General features: G+C 61.7%; 14 protein-coding genes and 2 tRNA genes. 2 read left to right on the top strand and 14 right to left on the bottom strand.

The genetic code is table 11. From position 1 onward, the window contains the following. Positions 1 to 204 precede the first annotated feature (204 nt). Positions 205 to 2,004, bottom strand: a complete 1,800-nt coding sequence (locus ETW24_RS06980) for an ABC transporter transmembrane domain-containing protein (RefSeq protein WP_129370355.1) — start codon at positions 2,002 to 2,004, stop codon at positions 205 to 207. A 166-nt stretch (positions 2,005 to 2,170) separates the two neighbouring features. Then, positions 2,171 to 2,244 (bottom strand) — tRNA-Gly (locus ETW24_RS06975). Between the two features lie 173 nt (positions 2,245 to 2,417). On the opposite strand from ETW24_RS06975, the gene ETW24_RS06970 reads away from it, so the two are divergent. Together ETW24_RS06970 and ETW24_RS06965 are read left to right on the top strand one after the other, a co-directional pair. Continuing rightward, positions 2,418 to 3,131, top strand: coding sequence for a CbiX/SirB N-terminal domain-containing protein (locus ETW24_RS06970; protein ID WP_129370354.1), 714 nt, complete (start codon positions 2,418 to 2,420; stop codon positions 3,129 to 3,131). Positions 3,132 to 3,236: 105 nt separating this feature from the next. Then, positions 3,237 to 3,310: transfer RNA gene (locus ETW24_RS06965), tRNA-Cys, on the top strand. Between the two features lie 68 nt (positions 3,311 to 3,378). On the opposite strand, the gene ETW24_RS24465 is transcribed toward ETW24_RS06965, so the two are convergent. From ETW24_RS24465 to folE2, 12 genes are all read right to left on the bottom strand, one after another. Next, the gene (locus ETW24_RS24465) at positions 3,379 to 3,789 is read right to left on the bottom strand and encodes a hypothetical protein (protein ID WP_205877373.1); all 411 of its coding nucleotides are present in this window, start codon (positions 3,787 to 3,789) and stop codon (positions 3,379 to 3,381) included. Positions 3,790 to 3,848: 59 nt separating this feature from the next. Further along, positions 3,849 to 5,462, bottom strand: coding sequence for an AMP-binding protein (locus ETW24_RS06955; RefSeq protein ID WP_129370353.1), 1,614 nt, complete (start codon positions 5,460 to 5,462; stop codon positions 3,849 to 3,851). 1 nt (position 5,463) lies between these two features. Beyond that, positions 5,464 to 6,624, bottom strand: a complete 1,161-nt coding sequence (locus ETW24_RS06950; protein WP_129370352.1) for an acyl-CoA dehydrogenase family protein — start codon at positions 6,622 to 6,624, stop codon at positions 5,464 to 5,466. Positions 6,625 to 6,715: 91 nt separating this feature from the next. Further along, a complete protein-coding gene (locus ETW24_RS06945) occupies positions 6,716 to 7,522 on the bottom strand; it encodes an enoyl-CoA hydratase family protein (protein ID WP_129370351.1) in 807 nt (268 codons plus the stop codon). Beyond that, complete coding sequence (locus tag ETW24_RS06940; protein WP_129370350.1) at positions 7,519 to 7,971, bottom strand: MarR family winged helix-turn-helix transcriptional regulator; 453 nt, start codon at positions 7,969 to 7,971, stop codon at positions 7,519 to 7,521. Before ETW24_RS06940 ends, ETW24_RS06945 begins: the two co-directional genes overlap by 4 nt. Next, positions 7,968 to 8,693, bottom strand: coding sequence for an SDR family NAD(P)-dependent oxidoreductase (locus ETW24_RS06935; protein ID WP_129370349.1), 726 nt, complete (start codon positions 8,691 to 8,693; stop codon positions 7,968 to 7,970). The genes ETW24_RS06940 and ETW24_RS06935 overlap by 4 nt, the downstream gene beginning before the upstream one ends. After that, positions 8,690 to 10,984 (bottom strand): bifunctional salicylyl-CoA 5-hydroxylase/oxidoreductase, encoded by a 2,295-nt coding sequence (locus tag ETW24_RS06930; RefSeq protein WP_129370348.1) that lies wholly within the window; start codon positions 10,982 to 10,984, stop codon positions 8,690 to 8,692. The genes ETW24_RS06935 and ETW24_RS06930 overlap by 4 nt, the downstream gene beginning before the upstream one ends. 177 nt (positions 10,985 to 11,161) lie before the next feature. After that, positions 11,162 to 13,402, bottom strand: a complete 2,241-nt coding sequence (ptsP, locus tag ETW24_RS06925) for a phosphoenolpyruvate--protein phosphotransferase (RefSeq protein WP_129370347.1) — start codon at positions 13,400 to 13,402, stop codon at positions 11,162 to 11,164. A gap of 271 nt (positions 13,403 to 13,673) precedes the next feature. Beyond that, positions 13,674 to 14,912: an aspartate kinase gene (locus ETW24_RS06920; RefSeq protein WP_129370346.1), complete on the bottom strand. Its 1,239-nt coding sequence runs from the start codon at positions 14,910 to 14,912 to the stop codon at positions 13,674 to 13,676. 179 nt (positions 14,913 to 15,091) lie between these two features. Then, positions 15,092 to 16,540 carry a TrkH family potassium uptake protein gene (locus tag ETW24_RS06915; RefSeq protein WP_129370345.1) on the bottom strand — a complete coding sequence of 483 codons (1,449 nt, stop codon included), beginning with the start codon at positions 16,538 to 16,540 and terminating at the stop codon, positions 15,092 to 15,094. A gap of 46 nt (positions 16,541 to 16,586) precedes the next feature. Continuing rightward, complete coding sequence (locus tag ETW24_RS06910) at positions 16,587 to 17,378, bottom strand: hypothetical protein (protein WP_129370344.1); 792 nt, start codon at positions 17,376 to 17,378, stop codon at positions 16,587 to 16,589. Positions 17,379 to 17,668: 290 nt separating this feature from the next. Next, on the bottom strand, positions 17,669 to 18,772 hold the full coding sequence (gene folE2, locus ETW24_RS06905; protein WP_129370343.1) for a GTP cyclohydrolase FolE2: 1,104 nt from the start codon (positions 18,770 to 18,772) through the stop codon (positions 17,669 to 17,671). Positions 18,773 to 18,860: the final 88 nt, after the last annotated feature.

Raw genomic sequence — 18,860 nt, 5'->3', positions numbered from 1 at the left:
CTCCTCCCCGTTCCCCCAATTCATGGGGTGTTCTGTTTGCGCCCAGACTATTGCAAACAGGCAATTGCGCAAGCGCCGGTGCAGGGTCACGCCAAGGCAATTTGCGGCATGACGTGGCGCCATTTTCCGGCCTTTGGCGGTTTTACCAGCAAAAAGCGCCCCGGAAACGATCCGGGGCGCTTGTCACTTTGCTCTGTTCAGCAGTTACTCCGCCGCCAGTCCTTCGGTGAACTGCAGCTTGGCCAGCCGCGCATAAAGCCCGCCTTGCGCCACCAGCTCATCATGGGTGCCGGTGGCCACGATCCGGCCCTGATCCATCACCACAATCCGGTCGGCCTTTTTGACCGTTGCCAGACGGTGCGCCACGATCAGTGTCGTCCGGCCCTGGCTCAGCTCGTCCACCGCGGCCTGCACCAGACGTTCGCTTTCAGCATCCAGCGCCGAGGTCGCCTCGTCCAGCAGCAGCACCGGCGCATCGCGCAGGATGGCACGGGCAATGGCAATCCGCTGTTTCTGGCCGCCCGACAGCATCACCCCGCGCTCGCCGACGAAACTGTCATAGCCTTCGGGCAGTTTCGAGATGAAGTCATGCGCGGCGGCGGCTTGGGCTGCAGCCTCAACCTCGGCATCCGAGGCTTCCGGCCGGCCAAAGCGGATATTCTCGCGGGCTGAGGCCGCAAAAATCACCGGGTCCTGCGGCACCAGCGCAATGTGATGGCGGAACTCATCCCGCTGCAGTGCCGACAGCGCCACACCGTCCAGTTTCACCGCGCCCTGGTTCGGGTCATAGAACCGCTGCAGCAACTGAATGATGGTGGTCTTGCCCGCGCCGGACGGCCCGACAAAGGCAACCGTCTCGCCCGGTTTCACCGCCAGCGACACCGCGTCCAGCGCCGAGACATCAGGACGTGACGGATAGCGGAAGGACACATTGTCGAACTGGATCTCACCCTTCACAGGCGCAGGCAGCACCTGCGCCGCAACCGGATCCAGCACGGTATCATTCGCATTCAGCAATTCCACCAGCCGCTCGGTCGCACCGGCAGCGCGCTGCAGCTCGCTCCAGATTTCCGACAGCGCCGCCACCGAGCCTGCCACCAGCACCGCATAGATCACAAACTGGATCAGGGACCCTTCGGACATAACACCCGCGCGCACGTCATTTGCGCCCATCCACAGCACGCCGACCACGCCGGAGAACACCAGGAAAATCACGATTACCGTCAGATAAGCACGCGTCTGGATCCGGCGGCAGGAAACATTATAGGCGGTCTCGGTCATCTCGCCGAACTTCAGGCGGCTGGCGGCCTCATGGGTAAAGGCCTGCACGGTCTGCACCGCCCCCAGCGCCTCGCCCGCATTGCCCGAGGAGGCTGCGATCCAGTCCTGATTTTCCTTGCTGATCGCACGCAGGCGGCGGCCCAGCACCAGGATCGGGACAATAACGGCCGGCACGATCAGCAGCACCATCATCGTCAGCTTGGCCGAGGTCAGCAGCATCAGCACCATGCCGCCAAGGAAAATCAGCAAATTGCGCAACGCGATCGACACCGAGGACCCCAGTACCGACTGGATCAGCGTTGTATCAGTGGTGATCCGGCTCAGCACTTCGCCGGTCATGACACGTTCGTAAAACTCCGGGCTCATGCCGATCACCCGGTCGAACACCGCCTTGCGGATATCAGCCACCACCCGCTCCCCCAGCCGGGTCACCAGCGCATAGCGCACGCCGGTGCCAGCCGCGAGCAGCGCAGCAATTCCCAGCGCCGCGCCAAAATAGAGGTTCAGAAGTTCGGAATCCGAGACCCGGAAATTGTCGACCACCCGGCGCACCGCCAAAGGCAGCGTCAGCGACAGCCCTGCGGTCATTACCAGCGCGCAGGTCGCGGCAAGCATCAGCAAACGGTATGGCCGCATATACGGCCACAGCGCCGACAGCACGCCAATTTTACGGGAGCCTTCCCGCTCCTGTTCCGCATTCGGGGCCGCTTGTCTCCGCGCCATTCCGGATCCTTCTGCACTTTGGGCTGGCGGGTATGAAATCCCGCGCATTCGCCAAGGTTCATGGCCCTGCAGGCCCCGCGCGTCAAGCACTGAGCCGTTTCAAAAAGCACATGAAAGCGCGGACAACCCGCGTCACGGTGTAACAGAATGGCAATCGGGGAAGATCTGGAGCGGGTAGCGGGAATCGAACCCGCACCTTAAGCTTGGAAGGCTCTTATGATACCATTTCACCATACCCGCTCAGAGTGTTTGCTGATTTAGGTGAAGCGCCCGGGAAGGTCAACCTTCTTGGTTTCGTTTCTCAACACACCGCAGAAAAAATCCCTCAAAGCCTTGCAGAGTTCCCGGCAAGCTCCCCAAATATAGGAACAATCCTGCCAGCTTCCGCAATTTCAACGATCCGGACCCCCACCTTGACAAAGATCACGCGCACCGCCGTTATAACCGCCCATGGCCAGCCTTCCGGCCCTGCTCCGGCAGAGGCCGCCCTGGCCGGTCTCGCAGCAGAGGTTGCGGCGCATCTGCCCGACTGGGATGTGCGCTCCTCCACCCTCGCCACGCCTGGACGGCTGGAGCGCGAAATGGCCGAGGACGCCGTGGTCTATCCGTTTTTCATGTCGCAGGGATGGTTCACGGCCAAGGTTCTGCCCGGCCGCCTTCAGGGCCGCAGCTACCGTATGGCACCGCCTTTCGGTCTGGATGCCTCCCTGCCCGCCCTCGCGGCACAGGCCGTCCGCCTGGCCGCACAAAGGCTAAGCTGGCCGTTAGCAGAAACGCATCTTCTGCTTGCCGCGCACGGCTCTGCCCGCGGCCCCAAAGCAGCAGAGGCCGCAGAACATTTTGCCGCCCGCCTGCGTCCCTTGCTGCCCGGCTGCACACTGTCGCCCGGCTATGTGGAACAATCCCCGCGGATTGAAACCGCCGCAACCGCCTTGCCTGCTTGTTCAATTTGCCTGCCGTTCTTTGCCCAGGCCGGCGACCATGTAAAACAGGACATCCCCCAAGCGCTTGAGGCTGCCTTTTTCCAAGGAATTCTGCTGCCCGTCACAGGCGCGCTGCCCGGTATTCCCGCCTTGATCGCCAAAGCCATCCGTGCGGCAGCACCTGGCCAAAGTGCGGACAGCTGAGATTTTTCCTATCTGGAAAGAAAAGCAGTTTTTGGCCCGGACAGAGGCAATACGCCTCTTGCACAGGCTGCAAGCATGTGATTAATCACGCCCTACACCACGGCTGGCGAGTTGGCGGAGTGGTTACGCAGCGGATTGCAAATCCGTGTACACCGGTTCGATTCCGGTACTCGCCTCCAATTAAATCAATGACTTGCGTCATCCATCCTCTCCTCCACTGCGATTTTTGAAACAACCGTTGAAACTTTCACGTTTCGATCTTGCTTCGTTCCAATTGATTTCTTGCCTCTTGCGCGCCCTTCGCCAACTCTCTTTGCCGGATCGGCCCACCGTACTTTTTCAGCATCTCAACGCCTGAGTGACCGGTGACAGCCTTGACCATCTCGTCATCACAACCGGCCAGATACAGCTCGATCGTCGCGTTCTTCCCGAACCCGTGCGTTTTGCAGTAGCTCACCTTCTCGTGCTTCATCTTCATTTTGATGGTGCGCAATTCCTCAGCAACGATAAGCGTGGTGGCCCCTTTCCCCATTGATGTCATGCTTTGTGTGTTATCTCGGCTATGCCGAGTGCGTTGAAACGGTTGAAGAGCGCGGCACAGATGCCCGCAGAACGGATCTTCGGCATGCCGCATGCGTGCTGCGAGTATAAAACTCATGCACCCTGACGGCTGCTTGGCAGCCGCCAACAGGATAAGCACTGAGAAATCCCTGGCAGCTAGGCTTTCAGCCTGAACCGCTGGATTTTTCCGGTCTCGGTCTTTGGCAGTGCCGTGGTAAACACCAATGAACGCGGATACTTGTAAGGCGCAATTTCCGCCTTTACGTGATCCTGCAGCAGCTTGACCATTTCATCCGACGGCGCCAGCTCATCGGCCAGCACCACATGCGCCTGCACAATCTCGCCCCGCGCTTCATCCGGGACGCCGATCACCGCGCATTCCACCACCGCTTCATGCGCCAGCAAGGCCGCCTCTACCTCAGGTCCTGCAATGTTGTACCCGGAGGAAACGATCATGTCATCGTTGCGGGCGGCAAAGTGCAAATACCCGCGGTCATCCCGGATAAAACTGTCGCCGGTGATGTTCCAGCCGTCTTGCACATACCCAGCCTGCCGGTCATCGGCCAGGTAACGGCACCCTGTGGGTCCCCTGACTGCCAGCCGCCCGATGTCGCCGCGCGGAGCCTCGTTGCCGTTTTTATCCAGCACCTTCACCTGATAGCCGCCCACAGGCTTGCCGGTGCAAGCGGGCCGGTGGTCGCTGAACCGGTTGGTGATGAAGATATGCAGCATCTCCGTCGCCCCGATCCCGTCCAGCATCGGTTTGCCGGTCTTCTGCATCCACTCGTCATAAACCGGCGCGGGCAGAGTCTCCCCGGCCGACACTGCCGCCCGCAGCGACGACAGATCCGCCCCCTCCTCCATCGCCCGCAGCATCACGCGGTAAGCAGTCGGCGCGGTGAAGCAAACCGTCGCCTTGTATTTCTCAATGATCTCAATGAGGTTCGGCGGCGAAGCGTTTTCCAAGAGCGTCGCCGCAGCACCAAAGCGCAAAGGAAAGATCGCCAGCCCGCCCAGCCCGAAGGTAAAGGCCAGCGGCGGCGAGCCAACGAACACATCCTCCGGCTGCACATCCAGCACTTCACGCGCATATCCGTCAGCGATGATCAGCAGATCACGGTGGAAATGCATGGTTGCCTTGGGTGCGCCGGTGGTGCCGGAGGTGAAACCCAGCAGGGCCACGTCATCACGCCCCGTCTGCACCGCTTCATAAGCCACTGGTTTTTCCAGTGCCAGCCGGTCCAGTTCCGCATCGTGATTGGACGTGCCGTCAAAGCCGACAACCGTTTTCAGGAATTCCGAATCCTTGGCGCAGGCGACCAGCTCATCCTTCAGCCTTGTGTCGCACAGCGCATGGGACACTTGGGCCTTATCGACGATCTTGGCCAGCTCTCCCTTGCGCAGCATCGGCATGGTATTGACCACCACCGCGCCCGCCTTGGTTGCCGCCAGCCAGCAGGCCACCATCGCCGGGTTGTTGGCCGAGCGGATCAGCACCCGGTTGCCAGGCTTCACCCCCAGATCCTCGCTCAGCACATGCGCCAGCCGGTTGGTCCAGTCCGCCAGTTCTTTGTAGGTCCGGTAGCGCCCGTTGCCTATCAGCGCAGTGCGGTCGCCGAACCCCTTTTCAACCATCGCATCGGTCAGCTCGACAGCGGCATTCAGGTGTTCCGGATAGTCAAACCCCTCCAGCAGAAACTCAGGCCATTGATCCGCAGGCGGCAGGTTGTCCCGGGCAAAACTGTCTACATGCGCGGTTAGTCCCAGCATATCACTTCCCTCCCTGAAAGGCACCCATCGCCTGGCGGGCGATCACCACCCGCTGCACGTCCGAGGCCCCCTCGTAGATGCGTAAGGCCCGGATATCGCGGTAGAGCTCCTCCACCTTCTGGCCCCGGCGCACGCCGTCGCCGCCGTGCAGCTGCACTGCCTTATCGATGACCTGCTGTGCCTGATCGGTGGAAAACAGTTTGGCCATCGCCGCCTCCCGCGTGACCCGCGCGGCGCCTGAATCCTTGACCCAGGCGGCACGGTAAACCAGCAGCGCAGCGGCATCCACATCCAGAGCCATATCCGCTATATGCCCCTGCACCATTTGCAGATCAAACAGCGGCGCGCCCTGCACCTGCCGCGCAGCCACCCGCGCCAGCGCTTCGTCCAGCGCCCGGCGGGCAAACCCCAGCGCCGCCGCCGCCACGGTGGATCGGAACACATCCAGCACCGACATCGCAATCTTGAAGCCCGCACCCGGCTGGCCAAGCAAAGCCGACTTCGGAATCCGGCAATCGGTAAAACGCAAGGTTGCCAGCGGATGCGGCGCAATGGTTTCCAGCCGCTCCGCCACCTCGAACCCAGGCAGGTCCGCCGGCACGACAAAGGCACTCAGCCCCTTCGCTCCCGGTGCCTCGCCGGTGCGGGCAAACAGCGTGTAGACATCGGCAATCCCGCCGTTGGAGATCCAGGTCTTTTCACCGTTCAAAACGTAATGATCGCCGTCCAGCGCCGCCGTCATGGCGGAATTGGCCACATCCGACCCCGACTGCGGCTCAGTCAGCGCAAAGGCCGATACCGCCTTGCCCGCCCGCGTCAATGGCAGCCACTCCTGCTGCTGCGCTTCTGTCCCGAACAGCGAAATCGCGCCGGTCCCCAGCCCCTGCATGGCAAAAGCAAAATCCGCCAGCCCGTCATGGCGCGCCAGCGTCTCGCGGATCAGGCACAGGCTGCGCACGTCCAATTTCCCGCCGGCCATCGCGCCGGAATGCTGCGTCCAGCCAGCCTTTCCCAGCGCAGCTACCAAAGCCCGGCAGGCCGCATCGGTGTCCGAATGATCTATGCCATTCAGATTCTCCCGAGCCCAGGCCTCCAGCTCCTCCGCCAAGCCCCGGTGCCGGTCCTCAAAGAACGGCCAGTTCAAAAACGACTTGTCCGCCATGGCGCGGCTCTCCCTGTTTCACCTTTATCCAAATACTGCCGCCGGGGGCTCCCGTACCCTCCTGCGGCACGAGGCCTGCGGCTCCAGCGGCTCAGTCGCCCTCGAACACCGGTTTTTCCTTTTTCACAAAAGCATGAAACGCACGCTCAAAATCCGCCGTCTGCATGCAGATCGCCTGCGCCTGCGCTTCAGCCTCAATCGCCTGTTCGATCGACATCGACCATTCCTGTGCCAGCATGGTCTTGGTCATCATGTGGCCAAAGTTCGGACCTGCTGCGATCCGCGCCGCCCAGGCTTGCGCCTCCGCCTCCAGAGCGTCCGGCGCCACCAGCTTGTTGTGAAATCCCCAGGCATGCCCTTCCTCGGCGCTCATCGACCGCCCGGTGTACAGCAGCTCCGCCGCCCGCCCCTGGCCTATAATCCGCGGCAGGATCGCACAGGCGCCCATATCGCAGCCTGCAAGGCCGACACGGGTGAACAGAAACGCCGTTTTAGCCTCCGGCGTGGCAATCCGGATGTCCGAGGCCATGGCGATAATTGCCCCTGCGCCAACGCAAATCCCGTCAATCGCTGCAATCACCGGTTTGCCGCAGGTCACAATTGCCTTGACCAGATCGCCGGTCATCCGGGTGAAGGCCAACAGCTCCTTCATGCTCATCTTCGTCAGCGGCCCGATAATATCATGCACATCGCCGCCCGAGCAGAAGTTGCCGCCGTTGGAGGCAAACACCACCGCCTTGACGCTGTCGTCATAGTGCAAGTCCCGGAACCAGTTGCGCAGCTCTGCGTAGCTGTCGAATGTCAGCGGGTTCTTCCGCTCCGGCCGGTCCAGCGAGACTGTGGCAACGCCATCCTCGATCCGGCACAGAAAGTGCTGCGGCTCCGTGTTCACCTTCATGCCTTGCCTCCCTCGTCCAGCCGCCGCGCCACCGCGTCCAGGCTTTCGGCAATTGCCTGCGCCTCATCCGTTGCCAGCCCGTCAAAGGCCGCATTTATCCAGCTTTCATGCGCCTCTGCCTGGCGCGAGAACTCAGTCTGGCCCGCCGCCGTCAGCCGCACAAGATTGGCGCGCCGGTCGCCCTCGACCTTCTCGCGCTGCACATGGCCGTCCTCCACCAACCGCTCGACAATGCCGGTCACGTTGCCGTTCGACACTTTCAGAACACCTGACAACTCACTCATTTTCAGCCCTTTTTCATGCTGCATCAGCGCCGCCATAACATCAAACCGCGGCAGCGTGGTTGCGAAGTCCCGCCGCAGGTTTTCACGCACCTCGCTCTCCACCGCCTTGGTGGCCTTCAGCACCTTCAGCCACAGCCGCAGCCGGTCTTTTGACGTTGTGCTCAAATCTCGCCTCCCGAAACACTCATCGCGTGCCCGTTGATCGAAGACGCGCCTTCGGATGCCAGGAACACCGCCGTTGCCGCCACTTCCGCAGGCGCGATCAGCCGCTGCATCGGATTGCCGCCAACCACCATTTTCAGCGCCTTCTCCCGCGGAATGTCATGCCGGGCCATCAGCCCGCTGATCGCAGTCTCCGCCATCTCGGTGTCGACAAACCCCGGGCAGATCGCATTGCAAGTGATGCCGCGCTTGGCCACGCTTTGCGCGACCGACCGCACCAGTCCCAGCACCCCGTGCTTAGAGGCCGCATAGGCCGGGATATGCGCCCCGCCCTGCAAGGAGGCAGTCGAGGCGATGGCAATCAGGCGCCCGCCTGGTTTCATCCCAGTCCGCAGTGCCGCCCGGAAGGTCAGGAAGGTGCCGGTCATGTTCACCGTCAGGGTGTGCTGCCAGTCTGCCAGCTCAACATCCTCGATCCGCGCGGCGTTCCCGGTACCGGCATTTGCCACAACCACGTCATACGGCGTGTCAAACAGCGCCGCGACCTGGGCCTCGTCCGTGACATCTGCAGGTCTGATCTCCAGATCCGTACCCTTCGCGGCTTGCTCCAGCGCGTCGCGCCGCCGGCCGGAAATTGTCACCTGACAGTTCTGGGCTGAAAAAGCCTGCGCGATTGCCTTGCCGATGCCGGTGCCGCCGCCTGTTACCAGTACCCTGCGTGTCATGCCCGGATCACCTCCGCGTCACGGTCGGCCAGCCGCCAGGCCTGATCACGGCCTGCCTGATAGGGCAGCGGCCAATCCCCGTGCCGGTCGCCGATCCGCGCCGCCTCGTGCAGGGTCCAATAGGGATCCGCCAGATGCGGCCGGCCTACACAGACCAGATCGGCCCGCCCCGCCATCAGGATCGAATTGGCATGGTCGGCCTCATAGATATTACCCACCGCCATGGTGGCAATCCCGGCCTCGTTGCGGATGCGATCGGAAAACGGCGTCTGGAACATGCGGCCATAGACCGCTTGCGCGTCAGTGGAGGTCTGCCCGGCGGAGACATCTATGATATCCGCACCCGCCGCAGTGAACCCCTTGGCGATCTCCACCGCTTCTTCCGGAGTGACGCCATCGTCACCCACCCAGTCATTGGCGGAGATCCTGACAGACATCGGCCTCGCCTCAGGCCAGACTGCGCGCATGGCCTGGAACACCTCCAGCGGATAGCGCAAGCGGTTTTCCAAGGAGCCGCCATACTCATCGCCCCGAATGTTCGATTTTGGCGAAATAAACGAGGAAATCAGGTATCCATGCGCCGCATGAAGTTCGATCATGTCAAACCCTGCACGCTCCGCCATTTGTGCCGATGCAACAAATTCGTCGCGAATCTGATCCATTTCGCCCCGTGTAATCTCCCGCGGGGCCGGGTTGTTTTCCGACCACGGGATGGCTGAGGCCGAAACCGTCTCCCAGTTTCCTTCCGGCAGCGGTGCGTCCATTTCCTCCCACCCCAGCTGGGTGGAGCCTTTGCGCCCGGAATGGCCGATCTGGCAGCAGATCTTCGCGCCGGTCTCAGCATGCACAAAATCCGTCAGGCGCTTCCAGGCTGCCTCATGCTCCGGTGCATACAGCCCCGGGCAGCCCAGCGAGATCCGCCCCTCAGCCGATACACAGGTCATCTCGGTGTAAACCAGCCCGGCTCCGCCCTTGGCACGTTCGCCGTAGTGGATCAGGTGCCAGTCCACCGGGCAGCCCTCCACCGCCTTGTACTGCGCCATGGGCGAAACCACGATGCGGTTCTGCAGTTCCATCCCGCGCAATTGATAGGGCGCAAACATCGGCGGCCGCACCGGTGCATCTGCGGGCGCTCCGGCCTTGTCCTGGAACCATTTCTCGGCGCTTTGCAGCCAGTCCGCATCGCGCAGCCGCAGGTTCTCATGGGAAATCCGCTGCGAACGGGTCAGCAGGGAATAGTTGAACTGCACCGGATCCATATCCAGATAGCGCTCAACCTCCTCGAACCACTCCAAGGAGTTGCGCGCCGCCGACTGCAGCCGCAGCACATCCAGCCGCCGCTCCTCCTGGTAACGCTCGAACGCGCGTTCCAGCGTCGGTTCGGTGCTGACCAGCTCAGCCAGTGCAATGGCGCTGTCAAAGGCCAGCCGCGATCCCGACCCGATAGAGAAATGCGCCGTGGCGGATGCATCCCCCAGCAGCACCACATTCTCGTGGTGCCACTTTTCGCACAGCACCCGCGGGAAGTTGATCCACACCGCCGCCCCGCGCAAATGCGCCGCGTTCGACATCAGCGCGTGCCCGCCCAGATGATCTGCAAATATCTCCTCGCAGGTGCGGACGGTCTCCTCCTTGCTCATGCCCTCAAAGCCCCAGTTCTCCCAGGTCTCAGCTGAACATTCGACAATCACCGTCGCCGTGTCCGCATCGAACTGGTAGGCGTGGATCCACATCCAGCCGTGTTTGGTCTTCTCAAAAATAAAGGTGAAGGCATCGTCGAATTTCTGATGGGTACCCAGCCAGATGAACTTGCAGGGCCGCACGTCGATTTCCGGTTTAAAATGTTCCGCGAACTCATTGCGGACATTGGAATTCAGCCCGTCGCAGCCGACCACAAGATCATAGTCTGCTTGATATTCCGCGGCGGTCTTGGCAATGGTTTCAAACTGCAGGTCAACGCCCAGTTCGCGCGCCCGGTCCTGCAGCAGCAGCAGCATCTGCCTGCGGCCTATTCCGGCAAACCCATGCCCGCCTGACACCGTGCGGGTGCCGTTATGCACCACCGCGATATCGTCCCAATAAGCAAAGCTTTCGCGGATCGCTTCGGCGCTCTTCGGGTCATTGGCGCTGAGGTTCTCCAGCGCGTCATCCGACAGCACCACGCCCCAGCCAAAGGTATCATCAGGCTTGTTGCGCTCAATCACCGTGACCTGTGCCTCGGGCTGGCGCAGCTTCATCGAGATCGCAAAGTAAAGACCCGCAGGCCCTCCTCCCAAACAGGCGACTTTCATGATCATCCTTTCCCGCTCAGCGCACATCCTTGCAGATCAGGATAGGCAGGCCCAGGAAAACTTCAAGCATAAAGTTTTAAGCTTGAAGTAAATGAGTGCAACGTTTCGGCGCAGCCCCTGCCGGGTCTGCTCAATATTCCAATGAAACTATAATCCAGCCCCAGGCACCGGTGCCCGTCAAAGTTCCCGCAGATATTTCATCACTGCCGGGCGCACCGCCTGATCGCCGCGGTGGCGCGCATCCGCGATGATCTTGCGCAGCTCGCCCAGATCGACCCGCAGCAGCAGTGACTTGACCGGTCCGATAGAGGCCGGGCGCATCGACAGCGTGCGGATGCCCATGGCGGCCAGGCATACGGCCTCGACAGGGCGGCCCGCGTCCTCGCCGCAAAAGCTGAGCGGCGTGCCTGAGATGGCGCAGCGTTCCACGATGCGCTCGATGAAGCTCAGGAAGCTCACATTCAGCGTGTCATAGCGTTTGCGCACCCGCTCATTCTCGCGGTCGGCGGCGAAAAAGAACTGTTTCAGGTCATTGCCGCCGATCGAGATAAAGGCCACCTCGTCAAAGAACTTCTGCGGCGCATAGGCCAGCGACGGCGTCTCCAGCATTGCGCCGATCTCCAGCTCGGCCGGCAGCACGTGGCCCAGGATGCGCTCGCGTTCGATAGTCTTGTCCACCTCGGCCTTGGCCGCGCGGTATTCTTCGAATTGGGCAACAAAGGGGAACATTATCGACAGCGGCCGCCCTTCGGCAGAGCGCAACAGCGCCTGCAGCTGCATCCGCATGATGCCGGGCTTGTCCAGCCCCACCCGGATCGCCCGCCAGCCCAGTGCAGGGTTCGGCTCATCCGTCGGTTTCATGTAAGGCAGAACTTTGTCGGATCCGATGTCCAGAGTCCGGAAAATCACCGGTTTACCATGGGCTGCATCCAGCACCCGCTTGTACAAAGCAACCAGCTCCGAACGCTTCGGCATCTGATTGCGCACTAGAAATTGCAATTCCGTGCGAAACAGCCCCACACCTTCAGCACCCGAACTATCCAATGACGGCAGGTCTGCCATCAAGCCGGCATTCATCACCATATTGATGCGCTGGCCGTCGGTGGTGACCGCCGCCTTGCTGCGGATCGAGGCATAGCGTTCCTGCGCCTTGGTATGCATCGCGATCTTGTCGCGGAAGGCGCCGACAACCGTGTCATCCGGCCGCAGATGCACCACGCCCTGATCGCCATCCACCATGATGTGGTCGCCGTTCAGCGCCTCGGTGGTGATCCGCTTGGCATTCACCACCAGCGGAATCGCCAGGGCCCGCGCGACAATAGCGGCGTGGGATCCGACCGAGCCTTCCTCCAGCACGATGCCCCGCAGGCCGCGACCATACTCCAGCAGATCCCCCGGACCTATGTTGCGGGCGATCAGGATGGGGTTGTCCGGCAGCTCGGCACCGGTGTCCGCCCCCTGCCCGGTCAGAATCCGCAGCAGGCGGTTTGAGAGGTCATCCAGGTCGCTCAGCCGTTCGCGCAGATAGGCGTCCTGCACCTGGCTCATCCGGGCGCGGGCCTGGGATTGCTCTTTTTCCACCGCGGCTTCGGCGCTCAGGCCACGGGCGATGTCTTCTTCCATCCGCCGCATCCAGCCTTTGGAATTGGCAAACATCCGGTAAGCTTCAAGAACCTGCAGCTGATCTTTGTCGCCGTTGCGGGAGACTTCCAGCATCTTGTCAACGCCGACCCGCAGTTCCTCGACCGCGCTGTTCATCCGCTCCAGCTCCCGCTGGGGATCATCGGCAATCGGATTGGTCACAATCACCCGCGGCTCATGCAGCCAGACGTGGCCTTCCGCCGCGCCTTCCTGGGCCGAGGTACCGTGGATCAGAACCGGCTGCTTGTGCAGTGGCGACAGGGCCGCGCCTTCGCCGACAAAGGCGCCCAGCTCGGTCATCTCAGCGATGACCATCGCCACCACTTCCAGCGCATAGACCGCATCGGCTGAAAACTCGCGCCCCTCCTTGGACTGAACCACCAAGACGCCCAGCATCTCGCCCAGCCGCTGCACCGGCACCCCAAGGAAGGAGGAAAACCGCTCCTCCCCGGTTTCCGGCATATAGCGGAACCCCTTGGCATTGGGCGCATCCGGCGTGTTCACCACCTTGCCGTATCTTGCCACCCGGCCCACCAGGCCCTCGCCGATGCGCATCCGGGTCTGGTGCACAGATTCCAGATTCAAACCCTGGGTTGCACACAGCTCCAGCGTCTCGTCATCGCGGAACAGATAGACCGAGCACACCTCTGTCCCCATGCTGTCGGCGATCAGATGGGTGATCTTGTCGAGCCGCGCCTGGCCGGCATCGTCGCCCGCCATCGCCTCGCGCAGGCGAACCAGAAGCTTCCTGCTTTCGGATTCCGTTGTATCAGCCATTGCCACCCTCTCCCGAGGTCACTTCCCCGCACACTGCCGCTCTGATTGGTTCACCAGAACAAATACCACTCAAAGCAGTATCCCAGCGTTCTCTCCTCCCCCCACTTGTCCCATCCCAGCGGAAAAAGTCCAAGTGTTTTTGCAGCATTGCCCGCAATCAGAGCAGCCTGACACGGCATTGCGCAAAATACCGCCAGCGGCAGGGCAGACACAACAAAGGCGCCGGATCGGCGCCTTTGCGGTATTCAGAAAACTGTTATCCGATCAGCGCTTAGCCGGCTTTCTCCAGTTCAAACGCATCATGCAGCGCCTGCACGGCCAGCTCCATGTATTTGCGGTCGATCAGCACCGATATCTTGATTTCGGAAGTGGTGATTACCTTGATGTTGACGCCCTCATCCGACAGCACCTTGAACATCTTGGCGGCCACGCCGGACTGCGAACGCATGCCGATACCAACCACAGAAACCTTGGCCACATCCTTGTCGGCCAAGAGTTCAGCATAGTTCAGCTCGCCCTTTTCCTTGATCGCCAGCAGCGCCTGTTCGGCGCGGGCAACCTGATCGGTCGGGCAGGAGAAGGTCATGTCGGTGCGGCCCTCGTCCGAGATATCCTGCACAATCATGTCGACATTCACGCCTGCATCGCTGAGCGTGGTGAAAATGGTTGCCGCGATGCCGGGGCGGTCGGCCACCGACTGCACGGTCAGCTTGGCCTCGTCACGGGAATAGGCCACACCGGCCACAACATTGGATTCCATGATTTCCTCCTCGGCGCAGACCAGGGTTCCGGCCTCGTCAGTTTGTTCCTCAAAGCTCGACAGCACGCGCAGCTTCACCTTATAGCGCATCGCCAGTTCAACCGAGCGGGTCTGCAGCACCTTGGCGCCCAGCGACGCCAGCTCCAGCATCTCTTCAAACGCAATCTTGTCCAGCTTGCGCGCCTTGTCGCAAATCCGCGGGTCGGTGGTATAAACGCCGTCCACATCGGTATAAATATCGCAGCGCTCAGCCTCAAACGCCGCCGCAAAGGCCACCGCAGTGGTGTCCGAACCGCCGCGGCCCAGCGTGGTGATGCGGCCTTCGGGGCTGATGCCCTGGAAGCCGGCCACAACCGCCACTTTCATGCCTTCATCAAACTTGGCGCGGATGTTTTCCGGCGGGATCTCTTCGATCCGCGCTTGGCTGTGCGCCGAGGTGGTCAAAAGCGGCACTTGCCAGCCCTGCCAGCTGCGGGCGGGAACATCCATTTCCTGCAGTGTCAGCGCCATCAGGCCGGCGGTCACATTCTCGCCCGAAGACACAATCGCATCATATTCGCGCGCGTCATACAACGGCGAGGTCTCATCTACCCAGCCGACCAGTTCGTTGGTCTTGCCGGACATCGCCGACACGATGACGATCACGTCATAGCCCTTGGCCACCTCAACGCCGACGCGTTTGGCAGCGCGGCGGATGCGATCCAGATTGGCGACAGACGTGCCGCCGAATTTCATCACAAGTACGGGCATATGGAGCGGGTCTCCCTGCGCTTGCGGGTTTCAGTCCCGTGCCTCATATGCGAGCGATCTCTTAAGGGCAAGAGCGGGCAGCCCCATCGGGCAAGGAAGCTGCGGTTCAGGCTGCCGTTTCAGCGCGGCAAACCGCCACAAGGTCCGGTTTGCGCAATTTCAGCCAATCTGCGGGGCGCTCAGCTGCGCCAAAAGCGAACCGTCAGCATTGCGTAGACCGCCATCAGCTCCAGCCGCCCGATCAGCATCGCCGCGCTCAGGATCCATTTTGCCGGATCATTAAGCGTTGAAAAATTACCCGCCGGCCCGATGGTATCGCCCAAACCGGGACCGATATTGGCCACCGCCGTCGCGGCGCCGGACACCGCGGTCACAAAATCCAGGCCGGTCAGCGCCAGCGCCCAGGCTACAACGCCCAGCGTAACTACAAAGAACATGAAGAATGAGATAACCGAACTGAGCACCTCAGCGTCCACCGGGCGCCCCTCGTAGCGGGTGAAAAACACCCCATGCGGCGACCGGATGCGCTGGATCTGCGTTCTGATCGAGGCCAGCAGCAACTGGTAGCGAAAGACCTTGACGGAACAGGCGGTTGATCCCGCACAGCCGCCGATCAGCCCGGTGAAGAAGAAGATCATCACCAGAAAGCTGCCCCACTGCATGTAATCCGCACTGGCATAGCCGGTGCCGGACATGATCGAGGTGATGTTGAACAGGGCCGAGCGCAGCGCCTGTTCCCCGCTGTGCGGATTGGCGTAATACAGAACCCCGGCTGCCACAGCGACCAGAATGCCCAGCGTCATCATAAAACCGCGGATCTGGCTGTCCCGCAGCATCGGCGTGCCATGGCCGTTGATCAGCTGCACATAGCGCACAAACGGCAGCGCCGCGAGGATCATGAAAATCGCCGCCGCATATTCCACCGGTCCCGCAAAGGCCCCGAAAGAGGTGTCGTAATTGGCAAAACCGCCGGTGGCGATGGTGGTCATGGAATGCACCAGCGCATCAAACGGCCCCATCCCCATTACCATGTAGACCAGCATGCAGGCCATGGTCAGCGACACGTAGATCAACGAGATCTGCTTGGCGATCGCCTGCGCGCGGGGCAGGATTTTGCCAAAGGTGTCAAAGCTTTCAGATTTAAAGATCTGCATCCCGCCGACCCGCAGCTCGGGCAGGAACACCATCGCCACAACAATGATGCCGATACCGCCCAGCCATTGCAGGATGCCGCGCCACAGCAACAGCCCGCGCGGCAGGTCGTCCAGCCCAGAAATCACTGTTGATCCGGTGGTGGTCAGCCCTGACATCGCCTCGAAGAACGCATCGACAAAGCGCAGCTCGGTTGCCCCCAGCATCAGCGGGATTGCCCCGAACAGCGGCAGCGCCAGCCACACGGTGGTGGTCAGCAAAAAGGTCTGGCGGATGCTCAGCCCTTCCCGCACCCCGTTGGCGCAGCTTAAGGCCAGCAGCCCGCCGACCAGAATGGTGAAGAGCGCACTTTCCAGAAACACATGCCATTCACCGCGGCCATCCAGCAGATCGACCAGCAGCGGGAACAGCATCATCGCTCCCAAGATGACGACCAAAAGGCCGATGACATATCCAACCGGGCGGAGATCCAACATGCGGGCAGCGTTGGACCTGCGCACGGTAAGTGTCAAGCCTGCGCCGCTATTCCTTGCCCTCGCCGGCTTTTACAGCGTTGCGTGCGGGCATCTTGCGCGGTTTGGACGGCTTGCGCGGGCGTTTGCCTGGCGCCGCTTTCTCTGATCGCGCCGGCTTGGCAGCCGGGGGCGCCGTTTCCGGTGCGGGCGTCTGCACAGCAAAGGACTTGGTCACTGCCGCCACTGCGGCGGACTGCGCAGTGTTTTGCTGTTTTTCAGGGCTGCCGCGACGGGCAGAGGACCCGCGGAACACCGCAGATGGCTCGGAAACCGCTTCAGCGGCCGTTTTCCCTGTTGCGCGTGCCGGTGCCTGATTTGCCGTCGCCGCCGCTGGTTTTTCAACTTCCGGCTTGGCAACTGCTGCCTCGGCCGGCACGGTTTTACCAGCAGGTGCCTTTGCTGCAGCAGCCTGCAGGGCCGGTTTTTGTTCCGCGGTCTTGCGCTCAGCCGGTTTTTTGGCAACCGGCTTCCTTTTGGCGGCAGGTCTTTCCGCCGCTTTCCTGGCAGGCGGTTGCGTGGCTTGCACTGCGGGCGCAACTGAAGTGTCTTCTTTCGCAGGCGTTGACGGCTGGGCGGTCTGCGGCATTGCTGTTTCCGGCCTTGCCTGCTGCGGCACCGCGAAGCCGAGGATTTTCCGCTGCATCTCAAACATGGTATGAGCGGCCCGCATCTGCTCCAGCGGCGCCGTAATCGCCGCTTCGGTCATCTGCCGCCACAGCTTCAGCTGTGTACCTGCTGTATAACCTGCCCATTCATGCGCCAGGGCTGAGAATGCGCCGCGCTGGTGAAAACTGCTCATCAGATACTCCTTACTTCATGCACTGGTTTTATCCTGCCTGTTGGTATTGCGGCCGGGCAAAAAAAGGAGAGGTGCGGCTCCGGAGCAGATCCGGGCCTGCAGCATCGGCAACCGGGTGTAAGATCCCTGCCCCATGCACAACGGCTCCCCTGAACCCCTGGAGAATCCTCCAGGCTACAGCACGGAGCTTACCATATTTCGCTGCACGGCAGCAAAAAAATGCGGCAGCGCAGAAATTACGGGAGGTCAGTTGTATGCCTGCCTTCAAACCGGGCACGCCGCCCGGCAGGCTATCCTTGGTGGATCAGGGTCGAGAACAGTTTCGGATCCAGGCTCATCGCCTTGAACAGCGGACCCTGGGTCAGCACGCTGACCGCGTCGTGGCTGTGCAGGCTTTCCTGATGGCTGGCCACCACCCGGAAATCGCCGATTCGCGCATCGCCCTGCAGCGCCTCGCAAAACAAACGCGCCGCATCCTCGACAAAGATCGGGTTGGCAGCGTTCAGCTCGGCAAAGGCCTGTTCATCCTCGCGCTTGACCATAACCTGCGTCTCGGTCGGCACCGCCTGGCGGCACAGTTCGATCAGGTCTTCGAACCACAGGCAGTCGCTGCCCGGCACCGACTGCAGCGAAATACGCGCCACCGAGCGCTGCGAATGCGGCGTCGCCAGCTGGCCGCGCGACTGGCGGGCGTGCTCTGACAGCTCCAGTGAACAGGGGCAGGTCGAGGAATAGACATAGTCCATATGCATGATCTTTTCGCGCACGCCGTCATGGTCCACCAATTCCAGCGCGAAATCGTAATACTGATAGCCGCTGAGGCCGGACCGCAGGCTTTGAACCCGCGCAGGAAAGGAGAACCGCATCTGAATGCGCGCATCGGGACTGTCCAGGTCGCTCAGGTAATCATCCAGCGCTGCGGCCATCACCTCGAAACTGAAGGTGCGCTCGGCGTGTTTATAAAAGGTGCGCATGATCCGGGACATGTTGATGCCCTTCTTGCCGGCATCCAAGCTGACGGTGCCGGTCACGCTGGTTTCCAGCGTCAGATCGCCGTCATCGCGGGTGTGGAACCGGATCGGCAGGCGGAAATTTGAAATCCCCACATGCTGGATCTGCTCTTGCGCGCCGCGGATCAGGCTGGTCGGACCGTTCTGCAAGTCGGGCAGCGTGGCGCGGTAGGCCTCGTCCGACGTGAAATCTTCGGGGTAGTGACGCGACAGATCCGGGTAGTTGCCCACTTCACGGCCGGGCAGCAGCCGCGCCACCGCCGGGTCCAGCTGGGCGATCTCGGTCTCGGTCACAGTGCCGGCCCAGGCACGCAGCACATCCAGCGCGGCGGCAGCCGCCTCGCGGTCCGGCGCCTCGGCAGCGTCGCGGTTGTGAATGTTCATCGGCGTTTCCCCCAAGTCATGCGGCCCCATATAGGATCCGGCAGGCCACCCTCATATACTGTTACGCGTCACTTTTCAAAACGGATCC

The organism is Leisingera sp. NJS204, assembly GCF_004123675.1.
GTDB lineage: Bacteria > Pseudomonadota > Alphaproteobacteria > Rhodobacterales > Rhodobacteraceae > Leisingera.
The sequence above is the reverse complement of the archived record's forward strand: the minus strand, read 5'-3'. Positions and strand labels throughout refer to the sequence as shown.

Excerpts from the sequence above, each read along its gene's own strand:
- ETW24_RS06980 (WP_129370355.1), bottom strand. The coding sequence starts at position 2,004 with ATGGCGCGGAGACAAGCGGCCCCGAATGCGGAACAGGAGCGGGAAGGC.
- ETW24_RS24465 (WP_205877373.1), bottom strand. The coding sequence starts at position 3,789 with ATGAGTTTTATACTCGCAGCACGCATGCGGCATGCCGAAGATCCGTTC.
- ETW24_RS06955 (WP_129370353.1), bottom strand. The coding sequence starts at position 5,462 with ATGCTGGGACTAACCGCGCATGTAGACAGTTTTGCCCGGGACAACCTG.
- ETW24_RS06950 (WP_129370352.1), bottom strand. The coding sequence starts at position 6,624 with ATGGCGGACAAGTCGTTTTTGAACTGGCCGTTCTTTGAGGACCGGCAC.
- ETW24_RS06945 (WP_129370351.1), bottom strand. The coding sequence starts at position 7,522 with ATGAAGGTGAACACGGAGCCGCAGCACTTTCTGTGCCGGATCGAGGAT.
- ETW24_RS06935 (WP_129370349.1), bottom strand. The coding sequence starts at position 8,693 with ATGACACGCAGGGTACTGGTAACAGGCGGCGGCACCGGCATCGGCAAG.
- ETW24_RS06930 (WP_129370348.1), bottom strand. The coding sequence starts at position 10,984 with ATGAAAGTCGCCTGTTTGGGAGGAGGGCCTGCGGGTCTTTACTTTGCG.
- ptsP (WP_129370347.1), bottom strand. The coding sequence starts at position 13,402 with ATGGCTGATACAACGGAATCCGAAAGCAGGAAGCTTCTGGTTCGCCTG.
- ETW24_RS06920 (WP_129370346.1), bottom strand. The coding sequence starts at position 14,912 with ATGCCCGTACTTGTGATGAAATTCGGCGGCACGTCTGTCGCCAATCTG.
- ETW24_RS06915 (WP_129370345.1), bottom strand. The coding sequence starts at position 16,540 with ATGTTGGATCTCCGCCCGGTTGGATATGTCATCGGCCTTTTGGTCGTC.
- ETW24_RS06910 (WP_129370344.1), bottom strand. The coding sequence starts at position 17,378 with ATGAGCAGTTTTCACCAGCGCGGCGCATTCTCAGCCCTGGCGCATGAA.
- folE2 (WP_129370343.1), bottom strand. The coding sequence starts at position 18,772 with ATGAACATTCACAACCGCGACGCTGCCGAGGCGCCGGACCGCGAGGCG.